Source organism: Flavobacterium plurextorum (assembly GCF_002217395.1).
GTDB classification, from domain to species: Bacteria; Bacteroidota; Bacteroidia; order Flavobacteriales; family Flavobacteriaceae; genus Flavobacterium; species Flavobacterium plurextorum.
This window is the reverse complement of the sequence record NZ_MUHD01000022.1, coordinates 9,068-33,400: the sequence shown is the minus strand read 5'-3', so window position 1 is coordinate 33,400 and position 24,333 is coordinate 9,068. Positions and strand designations below refer to the sequence as shown.

At 33.3% G+C, this 24,333-nt stretch carries 20 protein-coding genes; 9 read left to right on the top strand and 11 right to left on the bottom strand.

Annotated elements, in window-relative coordinates; all coding sequences use genetic code 11:
• Positions 1 to 117 precede the first annotated feature (117 nt).
• The 4 genes from B0A81_RS12500 to B0A81_RS12485 all read right to left on the bottom strand — a co-directional run bounded on the left by B0A81_RS12500 (position 118) and on the right by B0A81_RS12485 (position 5,335).
• Entirely contained in the window at positions 118 to 1,947 is a 1,830-nt protein-coding gene (locus B0A81_RS12500) for an ABC transporter ATP-binding protein (RefSeq protein WP_089058403.1), read from the bottom strand.
• A gap of 70 nt (positions 1,948 to 2,017) precedes the next feature.
• Positions 2,018 to 3,745 carry a phospho-sugar mutase gene (locus B0A81_RS12495; protein ID WP_089058351.1) on the bottom strand — a complete coding sequence of 576 codons (1,728 nt, stop codon included), beginning with the start codon at positions 3,743 to 3,745 and terminating at the stop codon, positions 2,018 to 2,020.
• 94 nt (positions 3,746 to 3,839) lie between these two features.
• Positions 3,840 to 4,796: a glycosyltransferase family 2 protein gene (locus tag B0A81_RS12490; RefSeq protein ID WP_089058350.1), complete on the bottom strand. Its 957-nt coding sequence runs from the start codon at positions 4,794 to 4,796 to the stop codon at positions 3,840 to 3,842.
• An 8-nt stretch (positions 4,797 to 4,804) separates the two neighbouring features.
• Entirely contained in the window at positions 4,805 to 5,335 is a 531-nt protein-coding gene (locus tag B0A81_RS12485; protein ID WP_089058349.1) for a DUF4199 domain-containing protein, read from the bottom strand.
• 248 nt (positions 5,336 to 5,583) lie between these two features.
• On the opposite strand from B0A81_RS12485, the gene B0A81_RS12480 reads away from it, so the two are divergent.
• Positions 5,584 to 5,838, top strand: a complete 255-nt coding sequence (locus B0A81_RS12480; protein ID WP_089058348.1) for a type B 50S ribosomal protein L31 — start codon at positions 5,584 to 5,586, stop codon at positions 5,836 to 5,838.
• 296 nt (positions 5,839 to 6,134) lie between these two features.
• A complete protein-coding gene (locus B0A81_RS12475) occupies positions 6,135 to 7,310 on the top strand; it encodes a GlmU family protein (RefSeq protein ID WP_089058347.1) in 1,176 nt (391 codons plus the stop codon).
• Positions 7,311 to 7,493: 183 nt separating this feature from the next.
• Here the strand turns inward: B0A81_RS12475 and B0A81_RS12470 are convergent, their stop codons facing one another.
• On the bottom strand, positions 7,494 to 7,937 hold the full coding sequence (locus tag B0A81_RS12470; RefSeq protein ID WP_089058346.1) for a PepSY-like domain-containing protein: 444 nt from the start codon (positions 7,935 to 7,937) through the stop codon (positions 7,494 to 7,496).
• Positions 7,938 to 8,137: 200 nt separating this feature from the next.
• Between B0A81_RS12470 and B0A81_RS12465 the strand changes: the two genes are divergently transcribed.
• The gene (locus tag B0A81_RS12465; protein ID WP_089058345.1) at positions 8,138 to 9,772 is read left to right on the top strand and encodes an ABC-F family ATP-binding cassette domain-containing protein; all 1,635 of its coding nucleotides are present in this window, start codon (positions 8,138 to 8,140) and stop codon (positions 9,770 to 9,772) included.
• A gap of 62 nt (positions 9,773 to 9,834) precedes the next feature.
• Here B0A81_RS12465 and B0A81_RS12460 read toward each other — a convergent pair whose 3' ends face one another.
• The 3 genes from B0A81_RS12460 to B0A81_RS12450 are packed head-to-tail and all read right to left on the bottom strand — an operon-like array spanning position 9,835 to position 13,343.
• Positions 9,835 to 10,992 carry an ABC transporter permease gene (locus B0A81_RS12460; RefSeq protein ID WP_089058344.1) on the bottom strand — a complete coding sequence of 386 codons (1,158 nt, stop codon included), beginning with the start codon at positions 10,990 to 10,992 and terminating at the stop codon, positions 9,835 to 9,837.
• Positions 10,993 to 10,994: 2 nt separating this feature from the next.
• A complete protein-coding gene (locus B0A81_RS12455) occupies positions 10,995 to 11,948 on the bottom strand; it encodes an HlyD family secretion protein (protein ID WP_089058343.1) in 954 nt (317 codons plus the stop codon).
• A 12-nt stretch (positions 11,949 to 11,960) separates the two neighbouring features.
• A complete protein-coding gene (locus B0A81_RS12450) occupies positions 11,961 to 13,343 on the bottom strand; it encodes a TolC family protein (RefSeq protein ID WP_244281416.1) in 1,383 nt (460 codons plus the stop codon).
• 267 nt (positions 13,344 to 13,610) lie between these two features.
• Here B0A81_RS12450 and B0A81_RS12445 point away from each other — a divergent pair, with 267 nt between their 5' ends.
• The 3 genes from B0A81_RS12445 (at position 13,611) to B0A81_RS12435 (ending at position 17,485) form a co-directional block, all read left to right on the top strand.
• Positions 13,611 to 14,822, top strand: coding sequence for a hypothetical protein (locus B0A81_RS12445; protein ID WP_123922179.1), 1,212 nt, complete (start codon positions 13,611 to 13,613; stop codon positions 14,820 to 14,822).
• Positions 14,823 to 14,939: 117 nt separating this feature from the next.
• Entirely contained in the window at positions 14,940 to 16,034 is a 1,095-nt protein-coding gene (locus tag B0A81_RS12440; protein WP_089058340.1) for a porin, read from the top strand.
• A gap of 20 nt (positions 16,035 to 16,054) precedes the next feature.
• Positions 16,055 to 17,485, top strand: coding sequence for an anion permease (locus tag B0A81_RS12435; protein WP_089058339.1), 1,431 nt, complete (start codon positions 16,055 to 16,057; stop codon positions 17,483 to 17,485).
• Here B0A81_RS12435 and B0A81_RS12430 read toward each other — a convergent pair.
• Positions 17,482 to 17,766 carry a GNAT family N-acetyltransferase gene (locus B0A81_RS12430; RefSeq protein ID WP_089058402.1) on the bottom strand — a complete coding sequence of 95 codons (285 nt, stop codon included), beginning with the start codon at positions 17,764 to 17,766 and terminating at the stop codon, positions 17,482 to 17,484. The genes B0A81_RS12435 and B0A81_RS12430 overlap by 4 nt on opposite strands.
• A 312-nt stretch (positions 17,767 to 18,078) precedes the next feature.
• Between B0A81_RS12430 and B0A81_RS12425 the strand changes: the two genes are divergently transcribed.
• Complete coding sequence (locus B0A81_RS12425; RefSeq protein ID WP_089058338.1) at positions 18,079 to 18,735, top strand: alpha/beta hydrolase family protein; 657 nt, start codon at positions 18,079 to 18,081, stop codon at positions 18,733 to 18,735.
• A 216-nt stretch (positions 18,736 to 18,951) separates the two neighbouring features.
• Here B0A81_RS12425 and B0A81_RS12420 read toward each other — a convergent pair whose 3' ends face one another.
• Positions 18,952 to 19,467 carry a hypothetical protein gene (locus B0A81_RS12420; RefSeq protein WP_089054166.1) on the bottom strand — a complete coding sequence of 172 codons (516 nt, stop codon included), beginning with the start codon at positions 19,465 to 19,467 and terminating at the stop codon, positions 18,952 to 18,954.
• 165 nt (positions 19,468 to 19,632) lie between these two features.
• Between B0A81_RS12420 and rpmH the strand changes: the two genes are divergently transcribed.
• Entirely contained in the window at positions 19,633 to 19,794 is a 162-nt protein-coding gene (gene rpmH, locus B0A81_RS12410; RefSeq protein ID WP_008464848.1) for a 50S ribosomal protein L34, read from the top strand.
• A 146-nt stretch (positions 19,795 to 19,940) separates the two neighbouring features.
• Entirely contained in the window at positions 19,941 to 22,796 is a 2,856-nt protein-coding gene (carB, locus tag B0A81_RS12405; RefSeq protein ID WP_089058336.1) for a carbamoyl-phosphate synthase large subunit, read from the top strand.
• Positions 22,797 to 22,845: 49 nt separating this feature from the next.
• Here carB and B0A81_RS12400 read toward each other — a convergent pair whose 3' ends face one another.
• Positions 22,846 to 24,234: a S41 family peptidase gene (locus B0A81_RS12400; RefSeq protein ID WP_089058335.1), complete on the bottom strand. Its 1,389-nt coding sequence runs from the start codon at positions 24,232 to 24,234 to the stop codon at positions 22,846 to 22,848.
• Positions 24,235 to 24,333: the final 99 nt, after the last annotated feature.

The following is a 24,333-nucleotide window of genomic DNA, read 5'->3' as shown; positions in this document are numbered from 1 at the left end:
AGTTTATTCTTTAACTAACCTAAAGTTATAAAAATAAACACAGATTAAAGAAATTAAAATCAGGTTTAATAATTCTTTAATCTGTGTTCGTTTATTTGTTAAGTCTTGGTTTTGTTTTTAAGACTCGAAAGACTGCATAGTTACCAGTTTATTATAAGTTCCGTTATGTGCAATCAATTCTTCGTGCGTTCCTTGTTCTACGATTTTTCCTTTTTGCATCACTACAATTACATCTGCTTTTTGAATTGTAGAAAGACGATGCGCAATTACAATTGAAGTTCTGTTTTGCATCATGTTTTCTAAAGCTATCTGAACAAATTTTTCGCTTTCAGTATCTAATGCAGAAGTTGCTTCATCTAAAATCATAATCGGCGGATTTTTCAATACCGCTCTTGCAATCGATAAACGTTGTTTTTGTCCTCCAGAAAGCTTGTTTCCGCTGTCTCCGATATTGGTGTAAATTCCCTGCGGAAGATCTTTTACAAACTCATATGCATTAGCAATTTTTAAAGCTTCGATTATTTCGTCATCAGTAGCGTCTAGTTTTCCTAATGAAATATTGGCTTTAATAGTATCATTGAATAAAATGCTGTCTTGTGTTACTAATCCCATTAAGCTTCGAAGCGATTGCAGATTCATGTCTTTAATGTTGATGCCGTCAATAGAAATTGTTCCGTTGTTTACGTCATAAAAACGAGTCAGTAAGTTTGCGATAGTACTTTTTCCACTTCCAGATTGCCCGACAAGCGCAACAGTTTGTCCTTTTTTAATTTGAAGAGAAAAGTCTTTTAAAACCGTTTCTTCTTCATATTTAAAGTTGATATTTTTAATATCGATATTATCGTCAAAAGTCGATTTTTCAATAGCATTTTCTTTAGAAACAATAGTGTTTTCTTGTTCCAAAATTTCAAGAACACGTTCTGCTGCGGCATTTCCTCTTTTTACTCCATAAGAAGCTTTAGAAATGCCTTTTGCAGGAGTTAGAATATTGTAAGCCAATCCCATGTAAGCAATAAAAGCAGCGCCCTCTAAAGTTTTGTCAATTAAAACCATCTGTCCGCCGTACCAAAGTAAAATGGCAATAACAGTAATTCCCATAAATTCGCTGGCAGGAGAAGCTAAGTTCTGGCGGTTTCCAATACTGTTCGATAAATTGAAAAAACGTTCTGTCGAATTTTGAAAAACGGTATTAAAGTAATTTTCCGAATTATATCCCTTTACAACTTTCAATCCACCAATTGTTTCTTCGATAGTCGATAGAAATCTTCCTTGTTCTTCTTGAGCTTTTGTAGATTGTTTTTTAAGTTGTTTTCCAATCAATGAAATAATATATCCTGAAACTGGAATAAAAATAAAAACAAACAAAGTCAGTTTTGCACTGATGATAAGCATAGTAGCTATCGTAAAAATAATGGTTAAAGGCTCTTTAACGATAAGTTCTAAGATTGCTAAAAATGAGTTTTGAACTTCGTTTACATCAGCAGAAATTCTAGAAATTACATCTCCTTTTCTTTTTTCAGAATAAAAAGCCAAAGGAAGTTCTAGTGTTTTTTTATACAAAGCATTTCTCATGTCTTTCAAAACACCATTTCTCAAAAAATTGATAAAAAACATCGCCAAATAATCGGCTAAATTTTTTAATAAAAAGATTGAGATGATTATAGCAACCATAATGGAAAGAACGTAACCAGATTCGTGAGTTCCTTTTGTTGTGGTAATATAGTAGCTTAAATAGTCTTCGCCATATTCCTTAAGCTGTAAAATCCCTTTAAATACGGGTTTTACATTGTTTGCTTTTGTTTTGTCAAATAACACCTGAAGCATCGGTATTAAAGCAACAAACGAAAGCGTGCTGAAAAGCGCATACAGAACATTAAAAAAAATGTTTAAGAATGCATATTTTTTATATGGGTATATAAAAGGAATTATTTTTTTGAAATTACTCATTTTGGTGTTTTTTACCATTAAAACCCGATAGTTTAAAGAAACATATCGGGTTTTTGAATATTGTATTTTATTATTTCAATTGCATATCTGCAATGATATTCTGAATTTTTTGGTCTAAGAAACTTTCTGCGGCATCAAAATCTTGAACCGATTCTAATTCAGCATTTACACTGATGTAGAACTTAATTTTTGGTTCTGTTCCGCTTGGTCTTGCACAAATTTTAGAGCCGTCTTCAGTATAATAAATCAATACGTTTGATTTCGGAATATCCATTGAAGATTCTTCATTTGTCAATAAGTTCAATGCAGTCGATGATTGATAATCTTCAACCATAATTACACGTTGACCGTTTACTTCTTTTAGAGGATTCTGACGTAGATTAATCATCATTTGATTAATTTCTTCTAAACCTTCCATGCCTTTTTTAGTTAATGAAACTAAGTATTCTTTGTAAAAGCCATTTTCAACATAAAGTTGCAAAAGTTCTTTATAAACAGAGCTTCCGGCAGCTTTTGCCTGAGCAGCAACTTCACATATTAATAAGGTAGCAGCAACAGCATCTTTATCTCTCACTGCGTCGCCAACCATAAAACCAAAGCTTTCTTCTCCGCCTCCAATAAACTGAAGTTCAGGGAAATCTTTGATCATTTTGGCAATCCATTTAAATCCTGTTAAGCCAACTTTGCATTCTACGCCGTAACTTGTAGCTAGCTCCATCATCATTGGAGTTGAAACGATTGTTGAGCCTACGAATTGTTTCCCGTTAATTTTACCAGCTTTTTTCCATTGTTTCAATAAGAAAGAAGTCATTAAAATCATGGTTTGATTTCCGTTAAGTAAAATTATTTTACCATCATTATTTCTTACGGCAACTCCTAGACGATCACAATCAGGATCTGTTCCTACTACAATATCTGAATTGGTTTTATCTGCCAAAGCCAAAGCCATTGTTAAAGCTTCTGGTTCTTCTGGGTTTGGAGATTTTACTGTTGGAAAATCACCGTTTGGTTCAGCTTGTTCTGGAACAATATGAACATTTGTGTATCCAGCTTGTGATAAAGTATCTGGTACAGATTTTATAGAAGTTCCGTGTAATGAAGTAAATACAATATGTAAATTGTTTTTGGCTTCAGCCGGAGTATTAAAACTTGCGTTTTCAATTGAAGATTTTACAAATGCTTTGTCAATTTCAGTATCGATATATTGAATTAAGCTCTCATTTGCATTGAACTTAATTTTATCGTAACTTAAATTTTCGATCACATTAATAATTGCAACGTCTTGCGGAGGAACAATTTGTCCGCCATCTTCCCAATACACTTTATATCCGTTATATTCTGGAGGATTGTGAGAAGCAGTAAGAACGATTCCGCATTGACAGCCTAAATGTTTAAGTGCAAAAGACAATTCAGGGGTTGGACGCATATCAGAAAACAAATAAACCTGAATTCCGTTCGCAGAGAAAACATCCGCAACCACTTTTGCTAAAGTGTTACTGTTATGACGGCAGTCGTAAGCAATAACAACTTTTAAAGGCTGATTTGGAAAAACTTCATGAAGATAATCAGAAAGACCTTGAGTGTTTTTTCCAAGTGTGTATTTGTTGATTCTGTTATTTCCAACACCCATAACACCGCGCATTCCGCCAGTTCCAAATTCTAGATTTTTATAAAAACTTTCTTCAAGTTCTTTTGGCGAAGTAGTCATTAATTCTTTAACAGCTGCTTGGGTTTCTTTGTCAAATGTTGGCGTCAACCATTCGTTTACAGCATTCAATATGTTAGGTGCTATATTCATGTAAATATCTTTTTAATATTTTTTAAATAAAAATAAGTTTTTTTCAGGAGTTGATCCTGTTTTTTTTTATGTCAGAGAGGGCAAAGTATTTTGGTTAAAAATTAACCTCTCTTGAAACCTTATAACGTTCTTCGTTGTTTTTAGTTCTCAAAATGATTTCACCTAGGAAGCCTGCTAAAAAAAGCTGAGTTCCAAGAATCATTGTTGTTAAAGCAATAAAAAACCACGGATTACTAGTTACGAGGCTGTATTTCATCCCGTTATACATATGGTATAGCTTTGAAACACCAATGTATCCCGCAGATAAAAACCCGATAATGAACATTAAAGAACCTATCGCTCCAAATAAGTGCATTGGTCTTTTTCCGAATCTTGATAAAAACCAAATCGTAATTAAATCCAGAAAACCGTTTATGAAACGATCCATTCCAAATTTAGTTTCACCATACTTACGTGCTTGGTGAATAACCACTTTTTCGCCAATTTTATTAAAACCAGCGTTCTTTGCCAAAACAGGAATGTAACGGTGCATTTCGCCAGATACTTCAATGTTTTTTACAACTGTGTTGTTGTATGCTTTTAGTCCGCAGTTAAAATCGTTCAATTCTACTCCTGAAGTTTTTCTGGCAGCCCAATTGAACAGTTTTGAAGGCAGATTTTTTGCTACCACAGAATCGTAACGTTTCTTTTTCCATCCAGAAACCAAATCGAATTTCTGAGTTGTAATCATTTCATATAATCCAGGAATTTCATCTGGACTATCTTGTAAATCGGCATCCATTGTAATAATTACATCGCCTTTTGCTTTTGCAAAACCAGCATGTAAAGCCTGTGATTTTCCAAAGTTTTTCATGAAACGAATTCCTTTTACATTGGAATTTTCGTTTGAGAAACGTTCAATAATATTCCAAGAATCATCTGTACTTCCATCATCCACAAAAATGATTTCATAAGAGTAATTGTTAGATTGCATCACTTTAATAATCCATGTGTAGAGTTCTTGAAGTGACTCCTCTTCATTTAGAAGCGGTATAAGTATAGATAAATTCATTTATATTTTTATTCTTGTGTAGATTTGCTTTTGAAAAATGCAGCTAAAATTAATCCTAAAATAGAGTAGCCGACAATACTGAAAATTAAAGCTTTTATTTGTTCTATAGTTGAGAAAGGACTATTTTCTTTCATTTTAGCTAAGGCTTCATTTACAGCTGAAGCTGGTGTTCCAAACTTTTGTAAAGTTTCAGCCATGTATTTTATAAGTAACTCGTTTACGGTGTCTTTAGCGCCTGGGTCAACTACATTAAATAATATGATACTAAATAAGGTAGAAATTGCTAAGGCAACTATAGTAGTTATAAAAAAAGTGGTAAATGCATCTTTAAACGAAAAAAAGCCATTGATTTCTTTTTTTGTTTTAACCAATAATAGGATGCCGATTATTAAATAAAGCACAAATGTTAGAGCGCCTATCCAGCCTGAAACAAACAATTTTAGATCTATAGCATACATTGCTGCAGTAATCAAAGCTAGGATGATTCCTAGAGTAATGCCGTAAGTAACTCCATTCTTTTTAATAACTTCATTAATCATATTTCTATAAGTTTAAAATTAATCCACAAATATAGTAATTCCCACTATAATCGAAGATAAAAAAAGCTTTTCGAAATAAACTAAAAAAAAGCGAGCTAAGTATTTGTTTATTAAAAAAGAATTGTAAATTTGCACACTCAAAAATAATTAAATTTTTAAACAAAAAAGAGTAGAGTTGTTTATACCTTTTTCTAACCATGGAAAAGCTTCAAAATAAAAATGCTCTAAAACAATAAATAAAAGAAAAGATGAAAAAAGGAATCCACCCAGAAAATTACAGATTAGTTGCATTTAAAGACATGTCTAACGATGAGATTTTTATCACTAAATCTACTGCAGATACAAAAGAAACAATTGAAGTTGACGGAGTTGAGTATCCAGTTGTAAAAATGGAGATTTCTAGAACATCTCACCCTTTTTATACTGGTAAATCTAAACTTATTGATACTGCAGGACGTATTGATAAATTCAAAACTAAATATGCAAAACACGCTAAAAAATAATAGCTGTTTACAATCATACAAAAGCCTTCCAATTGGAAGGCTTTTTTTGTACAATAATTTATTAGCCGCGAATTCATAAATTATTTTATTCTAAATTATTAAAAGACAAAAACTAGATTTTAAAACATAGCTCGTGGTTGAAACTACGGGCTATGTTTTTTTTATTATAATTAAGAGCAATGTAATTATTCAGGAATTAATTGCGAACTACTAAAACAAGTTTAGTAAAAACATAAATATTTGTAACTTTGACCCTGATAACCAAATCAAGATTTTAACAAGTACAAATTTAATTTATGAATTATATTCTTTTTGACGGTCCGGTCCGGAATGCTTTACTGCCTTTTACTTTTACAAGACCTGTGGCTGATATTTTAATTGGAATTATGACGATCCGCCAAAAATGGGAATCTCGTCTAGGTTCTACCATTACAACAATTACAGAAGATTATTTATCTGCCAAATTTCCTATGGTGGAAATGGAGGAAAATGTAATGATCAATGCGGCATATTTGCCAAATGATGTTCTGGCAGAGTTAATTTCTGATTTAAAAGAAAATCAGGCGATCTTTAAAGGTGATGATGTTGTTGCTTTTTTTACAACAGAAAATCAAGAAGAAGTTGATTTTGATTCATATGAAATTATTCAGTACAATGACGATTGTTTAACGGTTGAGCATACGTGGGATATTTTCTCCAAAAATGATGCGGCGATTCGTGCTGATTTTGCTTATTTGACTGAGGATAGAAAATCACAGCCAATTCCTAAGAGTGTAAATGTTATTGCGCCTGAAAATGTTTTTATCGAAGAAGGTGCAAAACTAGAGTTTGTAACTTTAAATGCATCTACAGGACCTATATATATAGGTAAGAATACTGAAATTATGGAAGGAACTGTAATTCGTGGTCCTTTTGCTTTATGCGAAAATGCTTCAGTTAAGCTTAATGCTAAAGTTTATGGTGCAACAACAGTTGGTCCAGGATCTAGAATAGGAGGAGAGGTTAAGAATTCTGTTCTTTTTGCAAATTCAAACAAAGGACACGACGGATTTCTAGGTGACTCAGTTTTGGGAGAATGGTGCAATATTGGTGCAGATAGTAATAATTCGAATCTTAAGAATAACTATGAAGAAGTGAAATTGTGGAGTTATGAAACAGAAGGGTTTGCAAAAACAGGTCTTCAGTTTTGTGGTTTAATGATGGGAGATCACAGTAAATGCGGTATCAATACCATGTTTAATACCGGAACTGTTGTTGGAGTAAGTGCTAATATTTTTGGTTCTGGATTCCCTAGAAATTTTGTTCCGAGTTTTTCTTGGGGCGGAGCAGCAGGTTTTACAACTTATGTAACCAAAAAAGCTTTTGAAACTGCCAAATTAGTAATGGGACGACGAAATATTGCTTTAGATGAAATAGAAGCTTCAATCTTAGAACATATTTTTGAGGAAACTAAAAAATGGAGAAAAGACTAATTAGATAATTAGTCAATTTGATAATTTAATAACACCGATAGATTTTTGAAATCTATCGGTGTTATTTTTTAACCACAGATTTGAGGATTGAAAAGATTTTTTTGCAAAGACAAAGTAATCAGTGAAAATCCTCTAATCTGTGGCAGAAAGCGATATATATCCTTTGCTAATATGAAACAAATGTTATTTATCGATTTTAGTAAAATCTCCCTTTGTGTTGAATTTTAATTCTAAACCGTTGCTTAGTTTTGTTTCGTAGCCAAAAGTTCCCAGTTCAATTTTAGTTACTTTTTCTTTAGGGAAATTTGTTTTTATGTAAGAAGCGATTTTTTTAGGGATAATAGATGATGGAAGTTTTGCGCCTTTACCATCAACTTCTTTCCAGTTTCCTTTTTTGTCAAATTCGATTTCAATTTTATTATCAAATTGAACTTTGTATTCTGTAGAGAGAATTTCTTTATCCTCTAGTATGTAGCTTGGTTTTTTTGAACCAAAGTGCGTTTTTAAAAAAGTTTGAGCATTTGCTGGTAAAGCTTCTTTTTTAATTACAGTTTTTTGTGCATTTGCAGAAAGTCCAAATAATAACGCTGTAATAAGGCTTGCGGTTATGTTTAATTTAGTTCTCATATTTTGCTGATTTTTAAATTCTTATACAAGATAAGATTAAATTTTGTGAATATGTAAGAATATTGATATAATTTAAAAAATCCTGCAGCTCAGTAATCTAAAAAATATTGTCTAATACTCTAATTAATCTATCTTTGCAGCACGAAAAAAAAGGGTAGTTAGATAAACGATTAACCGATTAAACAAATTCACAGAAAGTAATGATTACAGTTAACGATATTTCGGTTCAGTTTGGTGGAACTACATTATTTAGCGATGTTTCTTTTGCTATAAACGAAAATGATAAAATTGCCCTTATGGGTAAAAATGGTGCGGGAAAATCGACACTTCTAAAAATAATTTCAGGACAAAGTAAACCTTCTACAGGAAGTATTTCTACACCAAAAGATGCTGTTGTGGCTTATCTGCCTCAGCATTTATTGACCAAAGACGGTTCGACTGTAATGGAAGAAGCTTCTAAAGCTTTTGGTGAAATTTTTAAAATGAAAGCCGAAATTGACGAAATCAATGAGCAGTTAACGGTTCGTACAGATTATGAAAGTGATGGATACATGAAATTGATCGAACGAGTTTCTGACTTAAGCGAGAAATATTATGCAATTGAAGAGGTAAATTACGAAGCCGAAGTTGAAAAGATCTTAGTTGGTTTAGGTTTTGAAAGAGAAGATTTTACACGTCAAACTTCTGAATTTTCTGGAGGATGGAGAATGCGTATTGAATTGGCTAAGATTTTACTTCAAAAACCAGATTTGATTTTACTAGATGAGCCTACCAATCACATGGATATTGAAAGTATTCAATGGTTGGAAGAGTTTTTATTGACTTCTGCCAAAGCGGTTGTGGTAATTTCGCACGATAGAGCGTTTGTAGATAATATTACAAATCGTACAATCGAAGTAACAATGGGAAGAATTTACGATTATAAAGCTAAATATTCTCATTATTTAGAACTTAGAAAAGACCGCCGTATTCATCAGCAGAAAGCTTATGATGAACAGCAAAAAATGATTGCTGACAATAGAGCTTTTATTGATCGTTTTAAAGGAACGTTTTCAAAAACTGATGCAGTACAATCACGTGTAAAAATGCTTGAAAAACTTGAAATTGTTCAGGTTGATGAAGTAGATACTTCTGCATTGCGTTTGAAGTTTCCGCCGGCTGCACGTTCTGGACAATATCCTGTTGTGGTAAAAGAAATGTCTAAATCGTATGGAGATCATGTCGTTTTTAAAGATGCCAATGTTGTAATTGAACGTGGTGAGAAAGTTGCTTTTGTTGGTAAAAATGGAGAAGGAAAATCTACCATGATCAAAGCGATTATGAAAGAAATAGGAATTGACGAAGGAAGTGTTGAAATTGGACATAACGCACAAATTGGATATTTCGCTCAAAATCAGGCTTCATTATTAGATGAGAATGCAACTATTTTTGAAACTATCGATGCAATTGCTGTTGGAGATATTCGTACACAGATCAAAAATATTCTTGGAGCATTTATGTTTCAGGGTGATGATATTACTAAGAAAGTAAAAGTGCTTTCTGGTGGAGAAAAAACGCGTTTGGCAATGATTAAATTGTTGTTAGAGCCTGTAAATTTATTGATCTTGGATGAGCCTTCGAATCACTTAGATATGAAGACAAAAGATATTATCAAAGATGCTTTGCGTGATTTTGACGGAACATTAATCTTAGTTTCGCACGATCGTGATTTCCTTGACGGATTAGCAACTAAGGTTTTCGAATTTGGAAACAAACGTGTGAAAGAGCATTTTGAAGATGTAGCAGGTTTCCTTGCTCATAAAAAGATGGATTCTATGAGAGAGATTGAAAAGTAATTCTCTCTTTAAAAAATATAAAGGCATAAGTTGATTCTTATGCCTTTTTTTATGTCAAAAAATTATGCTTCTTTTAAAATGCTTTTCTTTTTAAAATACAAAGCAATGTAAGCACCAACTGAGCAGACTGAGCCAATAATAATCATATTCCAAATTGGTGTTGTCGTTTGTGAAAAAGCACCGTCTTCAATAATAAGAATTCTAAAAGCTTTCAAGAAATGAGTCAGCGGAATCACATTTGCGATCGCTTGAACGGCTTGAGGCATTTGGCTTAACGGCCAAGTAAAACCACTTAATATAAAGCTTGGAGTTGCGATTACCATTAAAATTTCTGTCGCTTTTAATTGATTTGGAACAACTACACTTACCAAAATTCCGATGAAAGAAACAGAGAGTACAAATATCCCGGCGATAAAAGTAAGCGGTAATAAATTTTCATAAAATGGAAGCCTGAACCAGAAAGTAAAAAGCCAGTAAATAAGCCAGACACCAAAACTCATTATCAGATATGGAATTATTTTTACGGCAAGCATTTTGAAAACTGACGGACATCTTTTTACTAAATCTTTAAAAGTTCCGTTTTCAAATTCAGAAGCAAAAGAAAGTGCTAATCCAAGCAAAAGTACCTGCTGTAGTACCGTTGCAAGAACGCCTGGCCAAAGAAAATACATATAGTTGGTACTGCGATTGTATTTTTTTATAAAAGTAGTTTTGAAAGGCTCATATTGCGACATGAGCAAATTTTCAGGAACACCTTGTTTTCTTAAAGTTTCAATTTGAACGCCTGCTTTTAATGTTCCTAAACAAACTTGTATAGCAGTCGAAGCATAATTGGCGGTTAGAACATTAGACGTATTTACGATAGTTGTAATTTCAGGATATTTTTTAGTGAGCGTCATTTTTTCAAAATCTTTTGGAATAATAACTACACAAGTGGCTTCTTTTTCAATGGCAATTTTCGAAAGATTATTTTGATCGTACAAAATAGAAGCGATAGATAAAACTTCATTATCCTCAAACATTTGAACCGCTTTTGAGCTTAGTTCACTTCGATCCTGATCAACTACAATTATGGGTAAATCGGTTACCTTGCCTTTGCCGTAAACATATCCTAATAAAACACCATAGAGTATGGGTGCGCCAATGAATAGTATTCGGAGGACTTTGTTTTTCCAAAATAATTGGAATTCCCGTTTAAGCAATGAAAAAAAGTTTTGCATAGTTAAAGCGATAAAGTAACAGTTGTTTTTGTAATAAGATCTTTTGCCTGCTCAATATTCGAAGGCGTTATTTTTATTTCAAATAAGCTTTCCTGCATTTCATAATCTGGATATGCAGTAGCAATATTTCCGTAAGCTCCCAATTGTTTTATGGTAGTTACAGTTCCTTTAATATTCTCTTTTTTATATGGAACCTGCACAGTTATTTCTTGTCCTTTTTTAAACTTATCCAATTGTTTTTCAGGTATTGTAAAACGAAAATAAGTACTGTCGGCAATATAGCCATTAAACAAAGTGTAGCCCGGCAATGCGAGTTCGCCAAGATTTAAAGTAATGGTTTCGATACTCATATTTTGCGGAGCAATTATATAACGTTCCTTATTCGCTGTTTCTACTTCCTGCAATGCGCCAAGCGCTCTGTCTTGTTGTCCTAAAGCCATTGTTTGCTGTTCGATTCTAGCGCCTTTTTTTGCATCATCAAGCTCGGCAATAACCGCATTGTATTGCGCCTGTGCTCCTTGATACTTAGCAAAAGTTTCATCGTAAGTTTGTTGAGAAATCAAAGAATCTTTGAGCATATTGGTCAATCGTTTGATAGATTTTTGAGCAAACTCATATTGTTCCTTCAATCCCATTTTTTTAGCTTCAAGCTGTTTTATTTGGTTTTCAGTAGCGCCTTTTACTGCCATTTTATATTGTGCTTGAGCCGAGATTACTGCACCTTCAGCTTGGCTTTTTTTAGCATCTACTTCTGGAATATCTAAAATTGCCAATGTGTCTCCTTTTTGTACAATGTCTCCCTCCTTGACAAAGATTTTTAGAATCTTGCCAGGAATTTTACTGACAACTGCAATTTGTTCTTTTTCTATTTTTCCTTGAATTGTATCTTCTTTTTTTGCTTTTTGACAGCCGATTAAAAGGAGAATTGCGACAGTGGTTACAATTGTTTTTTTCATAAAATAGAACTTTTATTTAGATATTTTTTTTGATAAATCGCCAGTAGCAATTATAGTTTCAATAGCGGCAAGCCTTTGTTCAATCAATGTCGTTGTTTTGTTTACAGATGCTTTATAAGAGTCGTTTTCTGCTTCAAGACGTTCAGATATGTTGATTAAACCTTCTTTATACTGTTTTATGGCAAGATTTAAATTATTGTTTGCCACTTTTTCCTGCTGTTGAGTGATGTCTATTTTTTGAGTCAGGACACTATAATCAACAAGATTTTTTTCCAGCAGAAGCTCGAGTTTTTCTTTAGTATCGTCAATTTGGTTTTGAACCTGTTCAATATTTATTTTGGCTTCGTGCACTTTGTGTTTTCTTTCAAAACCAGAAAAAACTTCCCATTTCATAGCAGCTCCTACAACCCAATTGTTACTTATTGTAGCTTCATTTAAACCTAAATATAAAGCTTGATTAATTCCTGTAATTATTGGCGTGGTAGCATTTGCGTCAAAAAGACTGGAATACGAAACCCCTCCAAATGCTCCTAAAGTTGGCAGGTAAGTTCCTTTTTCCTTCTTTAATAAATATTCATAAGCAGATTTAAAGGATTCAAGTGCTTTTATTTCTTGTTTGTTCTGAGTGTTTAATTTTTCATCCGTTATTAAATATGGGTTTAAGTCGTAATGAACATTTTCTATTTCTGTAATAGAATAACCCGTTAAATATTGAATTTTTTTATAAACTAACTTTCTTTTTCCATCAAGTTCAATTTTTTTTGAAGTCAGTTCTAATGAAGCCAGCTTAATTTTATCTCGATCATACGGAATTGCAAGTCCTTGTTCGATGGCTTTCGTGACACGTTTTGTTTCCGTTTCTAGTCGGTTTTCGCTTTCCTTTAGCAGTTTGTCAATCTCTTTTAATAATGCCAATTGATCGAAAGTGTTGATGACTTCTTTTGTGATTTGATCCTTTTCAGATTCTTTCAGGAACATTGTTCCTTTGGTTTTTTCTCCAATAGCTTTTGCGCCGTTCGGAATTTGCATACCGCTAAACAATACCGTTTTTGCCATTACGCTTCCGTTAAAGATATTTCCGTAATTTTTAAAAGCAGTTTTACCGTCAAATAAAGGATAGTTTACAATTGGAATAGTTGCCGTAGGGAGATCTACAGTAAGTTTGTTGTCAAAATAAGTATAAAGAGCACTCGCTTCAACCGTTGGAATGTATTTATTCCAGACGCTTTTTTCTTGAAGATTCAATTTTTCAATATCTAAATCCTTGTTTTTTAAAGAAGCGCTTTTTTCTATAGCCTTCTGGATCGCATCATCCAAAGTTGAAGAGACCTCAATTTGGCCATATCCATAGGTAATTGAAAGAAAAAAAAGAAAAAGAAGTATATGTTTTTTCATCGCAATTTAATTTCTATAATTTGACAAATCGTAAAACAGATTTTGTAAGATAGTACAAAAGAAAAAGATGTTCATAAAGAACGGTTATTTACAAATATAAGAATATAAGTCTTACAATATTGCCTTTTTTAGAAGTAAAATTGAGTAAAAAGGCTATTTTTATTTAGTATTTTATAGTGTAAAATAGAAAGTTATAACATGTTGTTAAAACTTTGTCTGTTTTTTCATACCTTAGTCAAGGTAAAACTTAATTAACTAATTATTAACATGAAAAAAAGTATTCTATTTTTTGCGGTTTTAATGAGTAGTTTGTTTAATCCTTTGTTTTCTCAAACAAATGACGAACCTGTAGCTTTAGGTCTGCCTGGGGACAATCTTAATTTATATGCGGTATTAGATGTGTTTCAAAAATCAAAAACATTAGAAGATTTTGAAAAGGCATTAAACGATCCAGAAACTAAGGTTAACAATTTAGATTTAAATAATGATGGAGAAATCGATTATATTGAAATCGAAAGTCATAAAGAAGGAAATACACATGTAATTGTGCTTCAAGTAGCGGTAAATAGTAAAGAAACTCAAGATGTTGCTGTTATTGAAGTTGATAAAGACAAAAAAAACAATGTTCACGTTCAGGCAATTGGAGACGAAGATTTATACGGTAAAAATTATATAGTTGAACCTGCAGATACGGTTTCTGGAACACCCAATCCCGGTTATAAAGGAGATCAGACTGTAATTATAAATAATAATACAACAAATAATTACAATACAACAACCAGTCCAAGTTATGTAAGTACAAGTGTGAGTGCGTGGCCTGTGGTTTTGTTTTTGTTCTCTCCTGTGTATGTAGCTTACAGATCACCTTGGTATTGGGGATATTATCCTCCGTACTGGCGTCCATGGCGTCCCGTTTATTATCATGATTATTGGGGGTATCATGGACATTATTATAGCAATCGTTATTATCGAAGAACTACCGTTATAAGAAATCCTAGGTATTATAATAGTTATGCCAGCAGAAGAAATACATCAGTCGTAGTTAGAGATAATCGAGTTAACGGACGTTATAGAGGAACTTATAATGGCAGAGATTATAAAAGACCTGCACCAGTAACGCCTGCAAGACCTTCAAGACCAGGAAATAGTACAAGGCCGGTAACTCGACCTACAAATCCGTCGACAAGACCTGGAGGCACAACTAGACCAGTAACACGTCCAACAAATCCGGGTACAACAAGACCGGTGACGCGACCAACAAATCCAACGACTAGACCTGGTGTGACAAATCCAGGTACAACTAGACCGGTAACTCGTCCTGCAACCCCGTCAACAAGACCGGCAGTAAGACCAACGCAGCCTGTAACTCGTCCTGCGGTACCAGTTGCAAGACCTGCAGCTCGCCCAGCACCAAGTCCAGCACCAAATAGAAATACAGCAGCCCCGAGGCCGGCAAATAGAAGTTCAGATAGAAGATGAGAAGGGAATAAAAAAAGTAAGCAAAGCTAATATTATACTAATTTTTTATTTAAAGTCTTTATGAATAAATCTTTACTAATAAAAATTGTTTTTATCCTTTTGATAATACCACATTTTATGAATGGTCAAACCGCAGCAACTCAAACGGCAACGGATTCTGATGATGGTGTTAAATATCCGCAGTTTCAATTTAAAGGGCTTTTTCAAGCTCGATATTTAGAAAGCTTTGGTAAAAATGTTGATGTTCTGGGAGTTCATCATTCAACAGGAGATGTAACTCAAAGTTCCTTTGATATTAAAAGGATGAGGGTTGGTCTGAATACAAAATTAAGTGAGGCAACCGAAGTTGTGATCTTAGTAAATTTAGCTGACTTCAAATCAGATACAAAAGGGAAGGTACTTGAAAATGCTTATGCAAAATATACTTTCAGTAAATATATAGCCGTAACTGGTGGTCAATTTCGACCAGCTTTTGGTATCGAAGAATTAGTTCCTGTTGATATCATTAAGTCTTTCGATTTCTCTAATCAATATTATGAGTTTGGAAAAAACGGATGGACGAGTTTTCAAATCGGAGCTTCGGCAACTGGAAATTTTGACATTGGTAAAATCCCTGTAAACTATGCTGTTTCGGTTTTAAATGGAAACGGAAAAAATCAGGAAATGGATAAAGATAACGGAAAGCAATATTCTACACGCTGGGTTTTTGGATTGTCAAAAGAACATAAAATAAATTTAGGTTTGAACGCTGGAACGGGGAAAGTTTTCAAAGAAAAAGTTTTTGCTTTTGGAGCTGATATTACCAGCGATTTTAAGTTAACGGATAAATTTACTTTTGATTTGCAAATAGAGTACAAGCAGGGAACAAATCATAATTTATATTTTTCGTTACCCGCAGATACAAGAACTCCTGATGTTTCGGATTATCAAATGCGCGGAATTTATTTTCTTCCTAATTTAAGATACTCCGTTAATTACAAAAAACTAACATCTTTAGAGTTGTCTTGTCGTTTTGAAAGTTTCGATCCAAGTTATAAAATTAATTCAAATGTTAGGAAGACTTATACGCCAATGATTAGTTTTGAATTTGGAAAAGCTTATACAGGTCGTATCGAAATGGGATTTGAAATAGACAGATATGCTCGCAATATCCCAGACACCTCTTCTTATAATGATAATCTGTTTCTAATTCAGTTTCAATGCAGACTGTAGTCTAATTTAATCCTAATTTTATGAAAGAAGTAAAAATCCCTCAAACCTTAATTACGCTAGTAGTTGGAATTGCAATTTGGTTAATCCCTGCGCCAGATGGTGTAGTAATCGAAGCATGGCATTTGTTTGCCATTTTTGTAGCAACAATTTTAGGAATTATTCTAAAAGCTGCTCCAATGGGTACAATGTGTATGATTGCCATTGCTTTAACCGCTTTTTCTCAGGTTTTGGCTCCTGGTGATGCAGGTAAATCTATTACTTTGGCTCTAAAAGGATTTGGAGATAAAGTAATTTGGTTAATCGGAATTTCATTTTTTATAGCTAGAGGATTTATAAAAACAGGTTTAGGAAACAGGATTGCTTTTTTGTTTATTAGAATATTCGGAAAAAGTTCATTGGGTCTAGCTTATGGTTTAGGTTTAGCCGATTTGGTTTTAGCTCCTGCAGTGCCTAGTAATACAGCTCGAGGCGGAGGAATTATTTATCCTATTATGAAATCAATGTCAATGAGTTTTGGTTCTATGCCGGATCAACCCGAAACACACCGAAAACTAGGATCGTATCTTACTCTAAGCAGTTACAATGCAAATTTAATCGCATCGTCTATGTTTTTAACAGGGACAGCCAGTAACCCAATGTGTCAAAAATTTGCACTTAATTTAGGAATAAAAATTTCTTGGATGTCGTGGGCTGCGGCGGCAATAGTTCCTGGTTTGTGTGCTTTTTTTGTAATTCCTTTTGTCTTATATAAAATTTATCCGCCCGAACTTAAAAAAACCGGAGATGCACCGCAGATTGCTGCTCAGAAATTGAAAGAAATGGGGCCGATTACCCGTAACGAATGGATGATGTTGTTAACATTTTTTATTTTGTTGTTTCTGTGGATGACTGGTGATTTGTTTTCTATTGATGCTACAACAACAGCTTTTATTGGTTTAGTGATCTTGCTTTTAACTTCAGTTCTAACTTGGGATGATGTAAAAGCTGAAAAGGGAGCTTGGGATACAATCGTTTGGTTTTCAGTTTTAGTTATGATGGCAAGTTCGTTGAATGAACTAGGTTTTATAAACTGGTTTAGTAATGTAATAAAAGCAGAAATAGGAGGGCTAAGCTGGCAGATGGCATTTCCTATTATTGTGTTAGTATACTTTTTTAGTCATTATCTTTTTGCCAGCGCAACAGCTCATGTGGCGGCAATGTATGCGGCACTTTTAGGAGTAGGAGTTTCATTAGGGGTTCCAGGATTGCTTTTAGCTTTTATGCTGGGTTTTGTGGGATCAATTTATGGAACTTTAACGCATTATGGTCATGGGCCGGCACCTGTTTTTTTCGGGAGCGGCTACGTAGATTTAAAAAGCTGGTGGGTCAAAGGTTTAATAACCGGACTTGTGATGCTTTTTATATATATGGTAATCGGCGGTATGTGGCTTAAGCTGATAGGCGATTTTTAGATTCTAATTCCCGGAGGAAGCAATTCTTTATACTTAGGGTTTTTTTTGAAAAAAGAGACGATTTTTGGGTGGATTGGAACTACTCTGAACTTTTTTTCTGTACTCAACTCCATTATATTTTTAAGTAAGGTGTCGATTACAGGCTGATTTTCGTAGTTTTCTGGAGTGTTGATTTTGGTTAGGAAAATTTTCTTTTCCTGAAATGAATATTCAATGCTTAATAATCCTTCTGGAACTGTGGTTTCAAATTGTCTTGCAAAAGTATTGTCTTTGATTTCCATAGTAATTTCAATAGATTCCATAATTTGTCATGTTTTTTATTAGTCGTTAATATGTAATAGAGAATGGGGTGGAACAATCTCATGTAGAATTCTTTTTCAAACTTTTAAAAAATGTCGGACTACAAAGGTAATCATTTGATTTTCAATATTAGATTATTTTTTAAAATCTGTGTTTTAGTCCCGAATGATACTGTTTTTTTTGATTTTATTTTTTTACTGTTCAATTATGGTGTAAGATTTGCTGTGCATATAACTAAAAAAAGTACTTTTAACTTGAAATTATAGCCGTAATTATAATCCGTTTTCAGACAAATGAGCAAAATTCCTGTATATTTTATGCCTGGTTTAGCAGCAAGTCCTGCCATTTTTGAAAGAATCAAACTTGATGAAACTATTTTTGAAATGTGTTTACTGGAATGGGAAATTCCAAAACCAAAAGAGTCATTGTCTGATTATGCCCTTCGAATTTCTAAAAATATAAAACATGAAAATCCAGTTTTAATTGGAGTTTCCTTTGGGGGAATTTTGGTTCAAGAGATGGCAAAACATATTCAAACTAGAAAAGTAATTATTATTTCAAGTGTTAGAAGTAATGTTGAGTTTCCGAGAAGAATGAAAATTGGCAAAACAACAAAAGCCTACAAATTGATTCCGATGAAGTTAATTTTAAACATTGAGAATCTTGCAAAATACTCTTTTGGCGAAAAAGTTAATAAACGTATTAAGTTGTATGAAAAGTTTTTAGCGGTTCGTGATCTTAATTATTTACAATGGGCAGTAGAATCGGTTATTTTATGGAATAGGAATCAAATAGATGAAAAAGTGATTCATATTCACGGAGATCAAGATGATGTTTTTCCTATAAAGTATATTAATAGCTGTATTGTTGTAAAAGGCGGAACTCATATTATGATTCTCAATAAATACAAATGGCTGAATGAGAATCTGCCTTCTATTATATTGGAGTAAATTCCATCCCGATAACTATCGGGATTAAAAATCCAAATTCTAATTCTTTTTGGATTTAACAATCTTTATGGAGCTGCTTGTGAAGATTTCTCCCTTTGGTCGAAATGATAGACTTGCTGATAATTCTATTAAACAAAAAAAATCCCAAACTCTCCCGAGGTTTCGGGATGGAATTTGGGATTTCATCCCGAAGTATCGGGATTATAATTTAGAAAATTAGATTTTCTTCATTTGTTCTTTCATCATTGAGATTTGCTCTTTCAGCATTCCTTGTTTGTCTAATTTTTTAGCTTCAGCTAATAAATTTGTCGCTTCAAGTTTTCTTCTGCGTGACATTGCAACTCCTGCAAGGTTTAATTTTGCTACAGCTAGATCCATATCCATAGACAGTCCAAGTTCGATTGCTTTTTTGAAATGTTTCTCCGCTTGAATAAGATTTGTTTGAGATAACATGATTCCGTGAAGATAATTAAAATAACCTTGTTGCTTTCTTACTAATGCAGTTTCAGGGTTTTTAATATAAGACAGCCATTTTTTTGCTCCTTCAAAGTCTTGTTTTCTTAATTTAAGGAAGGCTAAAAGGATAAATTCATTTTTAAAGTAAAGAAAAATTGGAATTGCAGTAAGTAATAAAAGGAATATTCCGTTACCTATATTGCTTTCTGTAAATTGCCAGATGCCAGCTACTACAAGTAATCCAGCTAAAATAAGTTTGATAATTTTATTAAACATAATTGATGTATATTTGTGATTGCAAATATAGTAAAATGAATTAAAAATATTTTTATTAAAGTACTTGCCAGAAAAAAAAACCTTTGTATATTTGCACTCGGTTTTGGAATAAGGATATCCAAAACAGAAAAAGAGATATTAGATACCATTTAAAGATACAAAGCAATGAGCAAAAGAACATTTCAACCATCGAAAAGAAAAAGAAGAAATAAGCACGGATTTATGGACAGAATGGCTTCTGCGAATGGAAGAAAAGTTCTAGCGCGTAGAAGAGCAAAAGGAAGACATAAATTAACTGTTTCTAGCGAGCCTAGACACAAAAAATAATGTTTGTATAAACATACATAAGGCGATTACTTTTTTAGTATCGCCTTTTTTTATACCTTGTCGGTAATAAATTTGTAACATTCTAGTTTCTAAAGCACTGTGAATGTTTTTTGAATACATTATAATAACTACACAATACATACAAAATGCCTAAAGACACATCAATAAAATCAGTTTTAATAATAGGTTCAGGACCTATTGTTATTGGTCAAGCTTGCGAATTTGATTATGCGGGATCTCAATCTGCACGCTCAATTCGTGAAGAAGGAATTGAAGTTATCTTGATAAACTCAAATCCAGCGACGATTATGACCGACCCTACTATGGCCGATCATGTTTATTTGAAACCACTAACTACAAAATCGATTATTGAAATTCTAAAGGAACATCCACAAATTGACGCTGTTTTGCCAACAATGGGAGGACAAACGGCTTTGAACTTGTGTTTGGAAGCTGAAGAAAAAGGAATTTGGCAGGATTTCGGCGTAAGATTAATCGGGGTTGATGTAAATGCAATTAACATTACCGAAGATAGAGAGCAGTTTAAACAGCTTTTAGAAAGAATTAATGTGCCAACTGCACCTGCAAAAACAGCTACTTCATATTTAGAAGGAAAAGAAATTGCTCAGGAATTTGGTTTCCCGCTTGTAATTCGCCCTTCATTTACACTTGGAGGAACTGGAGCAGCAGTTGTTTACAAAAAAGAAGATTTTGATGAGCTTTTAACAAGAGGTCTTGAAGCTTCTCCAATTCACGAAGTTTTAATTGACAAAGCTTTAATGGGATGGAAAGAATACGAATTAGAACTTTTGAGAGATAAAAATGATAATGTTGTAATTATCTGTTCGATCGAAAATATGGATCCAATGGGAATTCATACTGGAGATTCAATTACAGTTGCGCCAGCAATGACATTATCAGATACAACTTTCCAAAAATTACGTGACTACGCTATCTTAATGATGAGAAGTATCGGAAATTTTGCAGGAGGTTGTAACGTTCAATTTGCGGTTTCACCAGACGAAAAAGAAGATATCGTTGCGATTGAAATTAATCCTCGTGTATCTCGTTCATCTGCTTTAGCATCAAAAGCAACAGGTTACCCAATTGCTAAAATTGCTTCTAAACTGGCTTTAGGATACAACCTTGATGAATTGCAAAACCAAATTACAAAATCAACTTCGGCTCTTTTTGAACCAACTCTTGATTATGTAATCGTAAAAATACCACGTTGGAACTTTGATAAATTTGAAGGTGCTGATAGAACTTTAGGACTTCAGATGAAATCTGTTGGTGAAGTAATGGGAATTGGACGTTCTTTCCAAGAAGCATTACACAAAGCAACTCAATCTTTAGAAATTAAAAGAAATGGTTTAGGTGCTGACGGAAAAGGATATAAAAACTACGAACAAATTATCGAGAAGCTGACTTTTGCAAGTTGGGATCGTGTTTTTGTAATTTATGATGCAATTGCAATGGGAATTCCGTTGAGCCGTATTCATGAAATCACAAAAATCGATATGTGGTTCTTAAAACAATACGAAGAACTTTATACTTTAGAGAAAGAAATTTCTAACTATAAAGTATCTAATCTTCCAAAAGAGCTTTTGCTTGAAGCGAAACAAAAAGGTTTTGCCGATAGACAAATTGCTCACATGGTAAATTGCTTAGAAAGTGAAGTGCATACTTTACGTATGGATCAAAATATTAACCGTGTGTTTAAATTGGTTGATACTTGTGCGGCTGAGTTTAAAGCAAAGACACCTTATTATTACTCTACTTTTGAGGCTGAAATCGAAAAAGCAAACGGCGAGCGTTACGTAGATAACGAAAGTGTTGTTACGGATAAAAAGAAAATTATCGTTTTAGGTTCTGGACCAAACAGAATTGGACAAGGAATTGAGTTTGATTATTCTTGTGTGCACGGAGTTTTGGCAGCAAAAGAATGTGGTTACGAAACGATCATGATCAACTGTAATCCTGAAACAGTTTCGACTGACTTTGATACAGCTGATAAATTGTACTTCGAACCCGTTTTCTGGGAGCATATTTATGACATCATTCAGCATGAAAAACCAGAAGGTGTTATTGTTCAGTTAGGTGGACAAACGGCTTTAAAATTGGCTGAAAAATTATCTAAATACGGAGTGAAAATCATCGGAACTAGTTTTGATGCGCTTGATTTAGCTGAAGATAGAGGACGTTTCTCAGATTTATTGAGAGAATTACACATTCCTTTCCCACAATTCGGAATTGCTGAAACAGCTGATGAAGCTTCTGCTCTTGCGGATACTTTAGACTTCCCATTATTGATTCGTCCTTCTTATGTATTAGGAGGTCAGGGAATGAAAATTGTAATCAACAAAAAAGAATTAGAAGAGCACGTAATCAACTTACTGAAAACGATTCCAGGAAATAAATTGCTTTTAGATCACTATTTGGCTGGGGCAATCGAAGCTGAAGCGGATGCAATTTGTGATGCTGACGGAAATGTTTACATCATTGGAATTATGGAGCATATCGAACCTTGCGGAGTTCACTCTGGAGATAGTAATGCTACTTTGCCTCCTTTTAACTTAGGAGAATTTGTAATGCAGCAAATAAAAGATCATACAGAAAAAATTGCGAGAGCTTTGAAAACTGTTGGTTTAATCAATATTCAGTTTGCTATAAAAGACGACACAGTTTACATCATCGAAGCAAATCCAAGAGCTTCTAGAACGGTGCCATTTATTGCAAAAGCTTACGGTGAACCTTATGTGAACTACGCTACAAAAGTAATGTTAGGACATAGTAAAGTGACAGATTTTGATTTTAACCCGCAATTAAATGGGTTTGCAATCAAACAACCGGTTTTCTCTTTCAGTAAATTCCATAATGTAAACAAAGCATTAGGACCAGAAATGAAGTCAACTGGAGAAAGCATCTTGTTTATTGATGACTTAAAAGACGATCAATTCTACGAATTGTACTCTAGAAGAAAAATGTATTTGAGTAAATAATCTCAAATTCTAATATAAAAAAAGCTCCAATGAAAATTGGAGCTTTTTGTTATTTAGTATTTTTTGCTTTTTCATATCTCATTTTTAAACCTTCAAGATAGGGGGCTTTTTGTTCTTCTGCTAAAGCAATAGCTTTTGCAAAGTGAGTTAAAGCTAAATCTTTTTTACCGTTTATTTCAAGCATATCAGCATAATTAAGGTAGGCAATAGGTGATTTTGGGAAAATAATAATATTACTTTTTAAAATCAGTTCAGCAATTAAAGGATTTTTTTTGATGTTTTGCGAGCCAAAAAAGTTGATATCATTCTCGCTGAATAAATTTAGTGATTTTCCCGTTTTAAAAATCTCAATTATTTGTTGTTCTATGTCAGAGTCTTTGTTTTCAACTGCTGATAATTGGGCGTTTTTGTCAATAATACTTTGTAATTTTTCATATAAAAGTTTTGATTCTGAATTTTTTTTACTGCGATATTCTTGTGCTGATTCCCTTGCTAATTCCACGGCTCTGTCATAAGCTTTTTCCGGAGAGGTTTTAATTTCCGGAATAACTCCAATTCCTTCCCAGTTTGTATTTGTTATCGGATTGATGCCTGTTCCTGTTGGTATAAAAATTTCTAAGTCATTATTTATTTTGAAAACTTCTCCTGGATTAGCAGCGCCGCCAGAAGTTTCACCAACTAGTATTGCTCTTTTTTGAGTCTGCATATCATAACTAAATTCCTCAGCTCCAGAAAAAGTTTTTGAACTTATAAGTATAAACAAAGGAACGTCAATCATTTTTTTTCCGTTGACCTCACGAGTGAAAATCTTGTCACTTCGATTTCCTTTTCTAAAATATAGAGTATTGATCAATAATTGATTTTTAAGAAAATAACTGCACAAATAATTTACTGTTCTAGGGTTGCCGCCGCCATTATTCCTTAAATCGATAATTACAGCATCAGTGTTTGATAAAAGATTCATATAGGAATCAATTGTCTTATCGGTCTCTGAAAGAAAAAAGCTGATGTCGAGATAACCGATATTTCCATCTATTATTTTTGTCTCTTTAAATCCATTTGCTTGTTTTCGGGTATCAGTGTAATTTTTTAAGTAAAGTTGATAATCATTACTTAACGATTCATTTTGCTTTTTAGGAACAAATGCCGGCCATATTCCTAAATGTTTGTCGTTATTTACAAACCTGATTTCTTTTGTCATAGCAATTGCAAAAGAGTCTATGATTTCATATTTTTTGAAGACTCCTTCTTTTAGTTTCTTTTTTAAATGTCTGCCTATTGCTTGCGCCTGATCAGGAAATACATAGTTTTCATTTAATAAGGTGTCAATTTTTAGAATAGTCTCTTTTTTGAAATTATCATTGATTTTTTTTTGACCATAAATATCTGTTTTAAACAAGGTCAGAATAAGAAAGAGGTATAGAAAAATTGATTTCATGTTGATTTTGGTGTTGGTTTAGGATAGTGTGATGCTTATCAAATATACCTAAATATTCTAAAACCTTTTCTGAGCTGCTTCAAAACAAAAAAGCTCCAA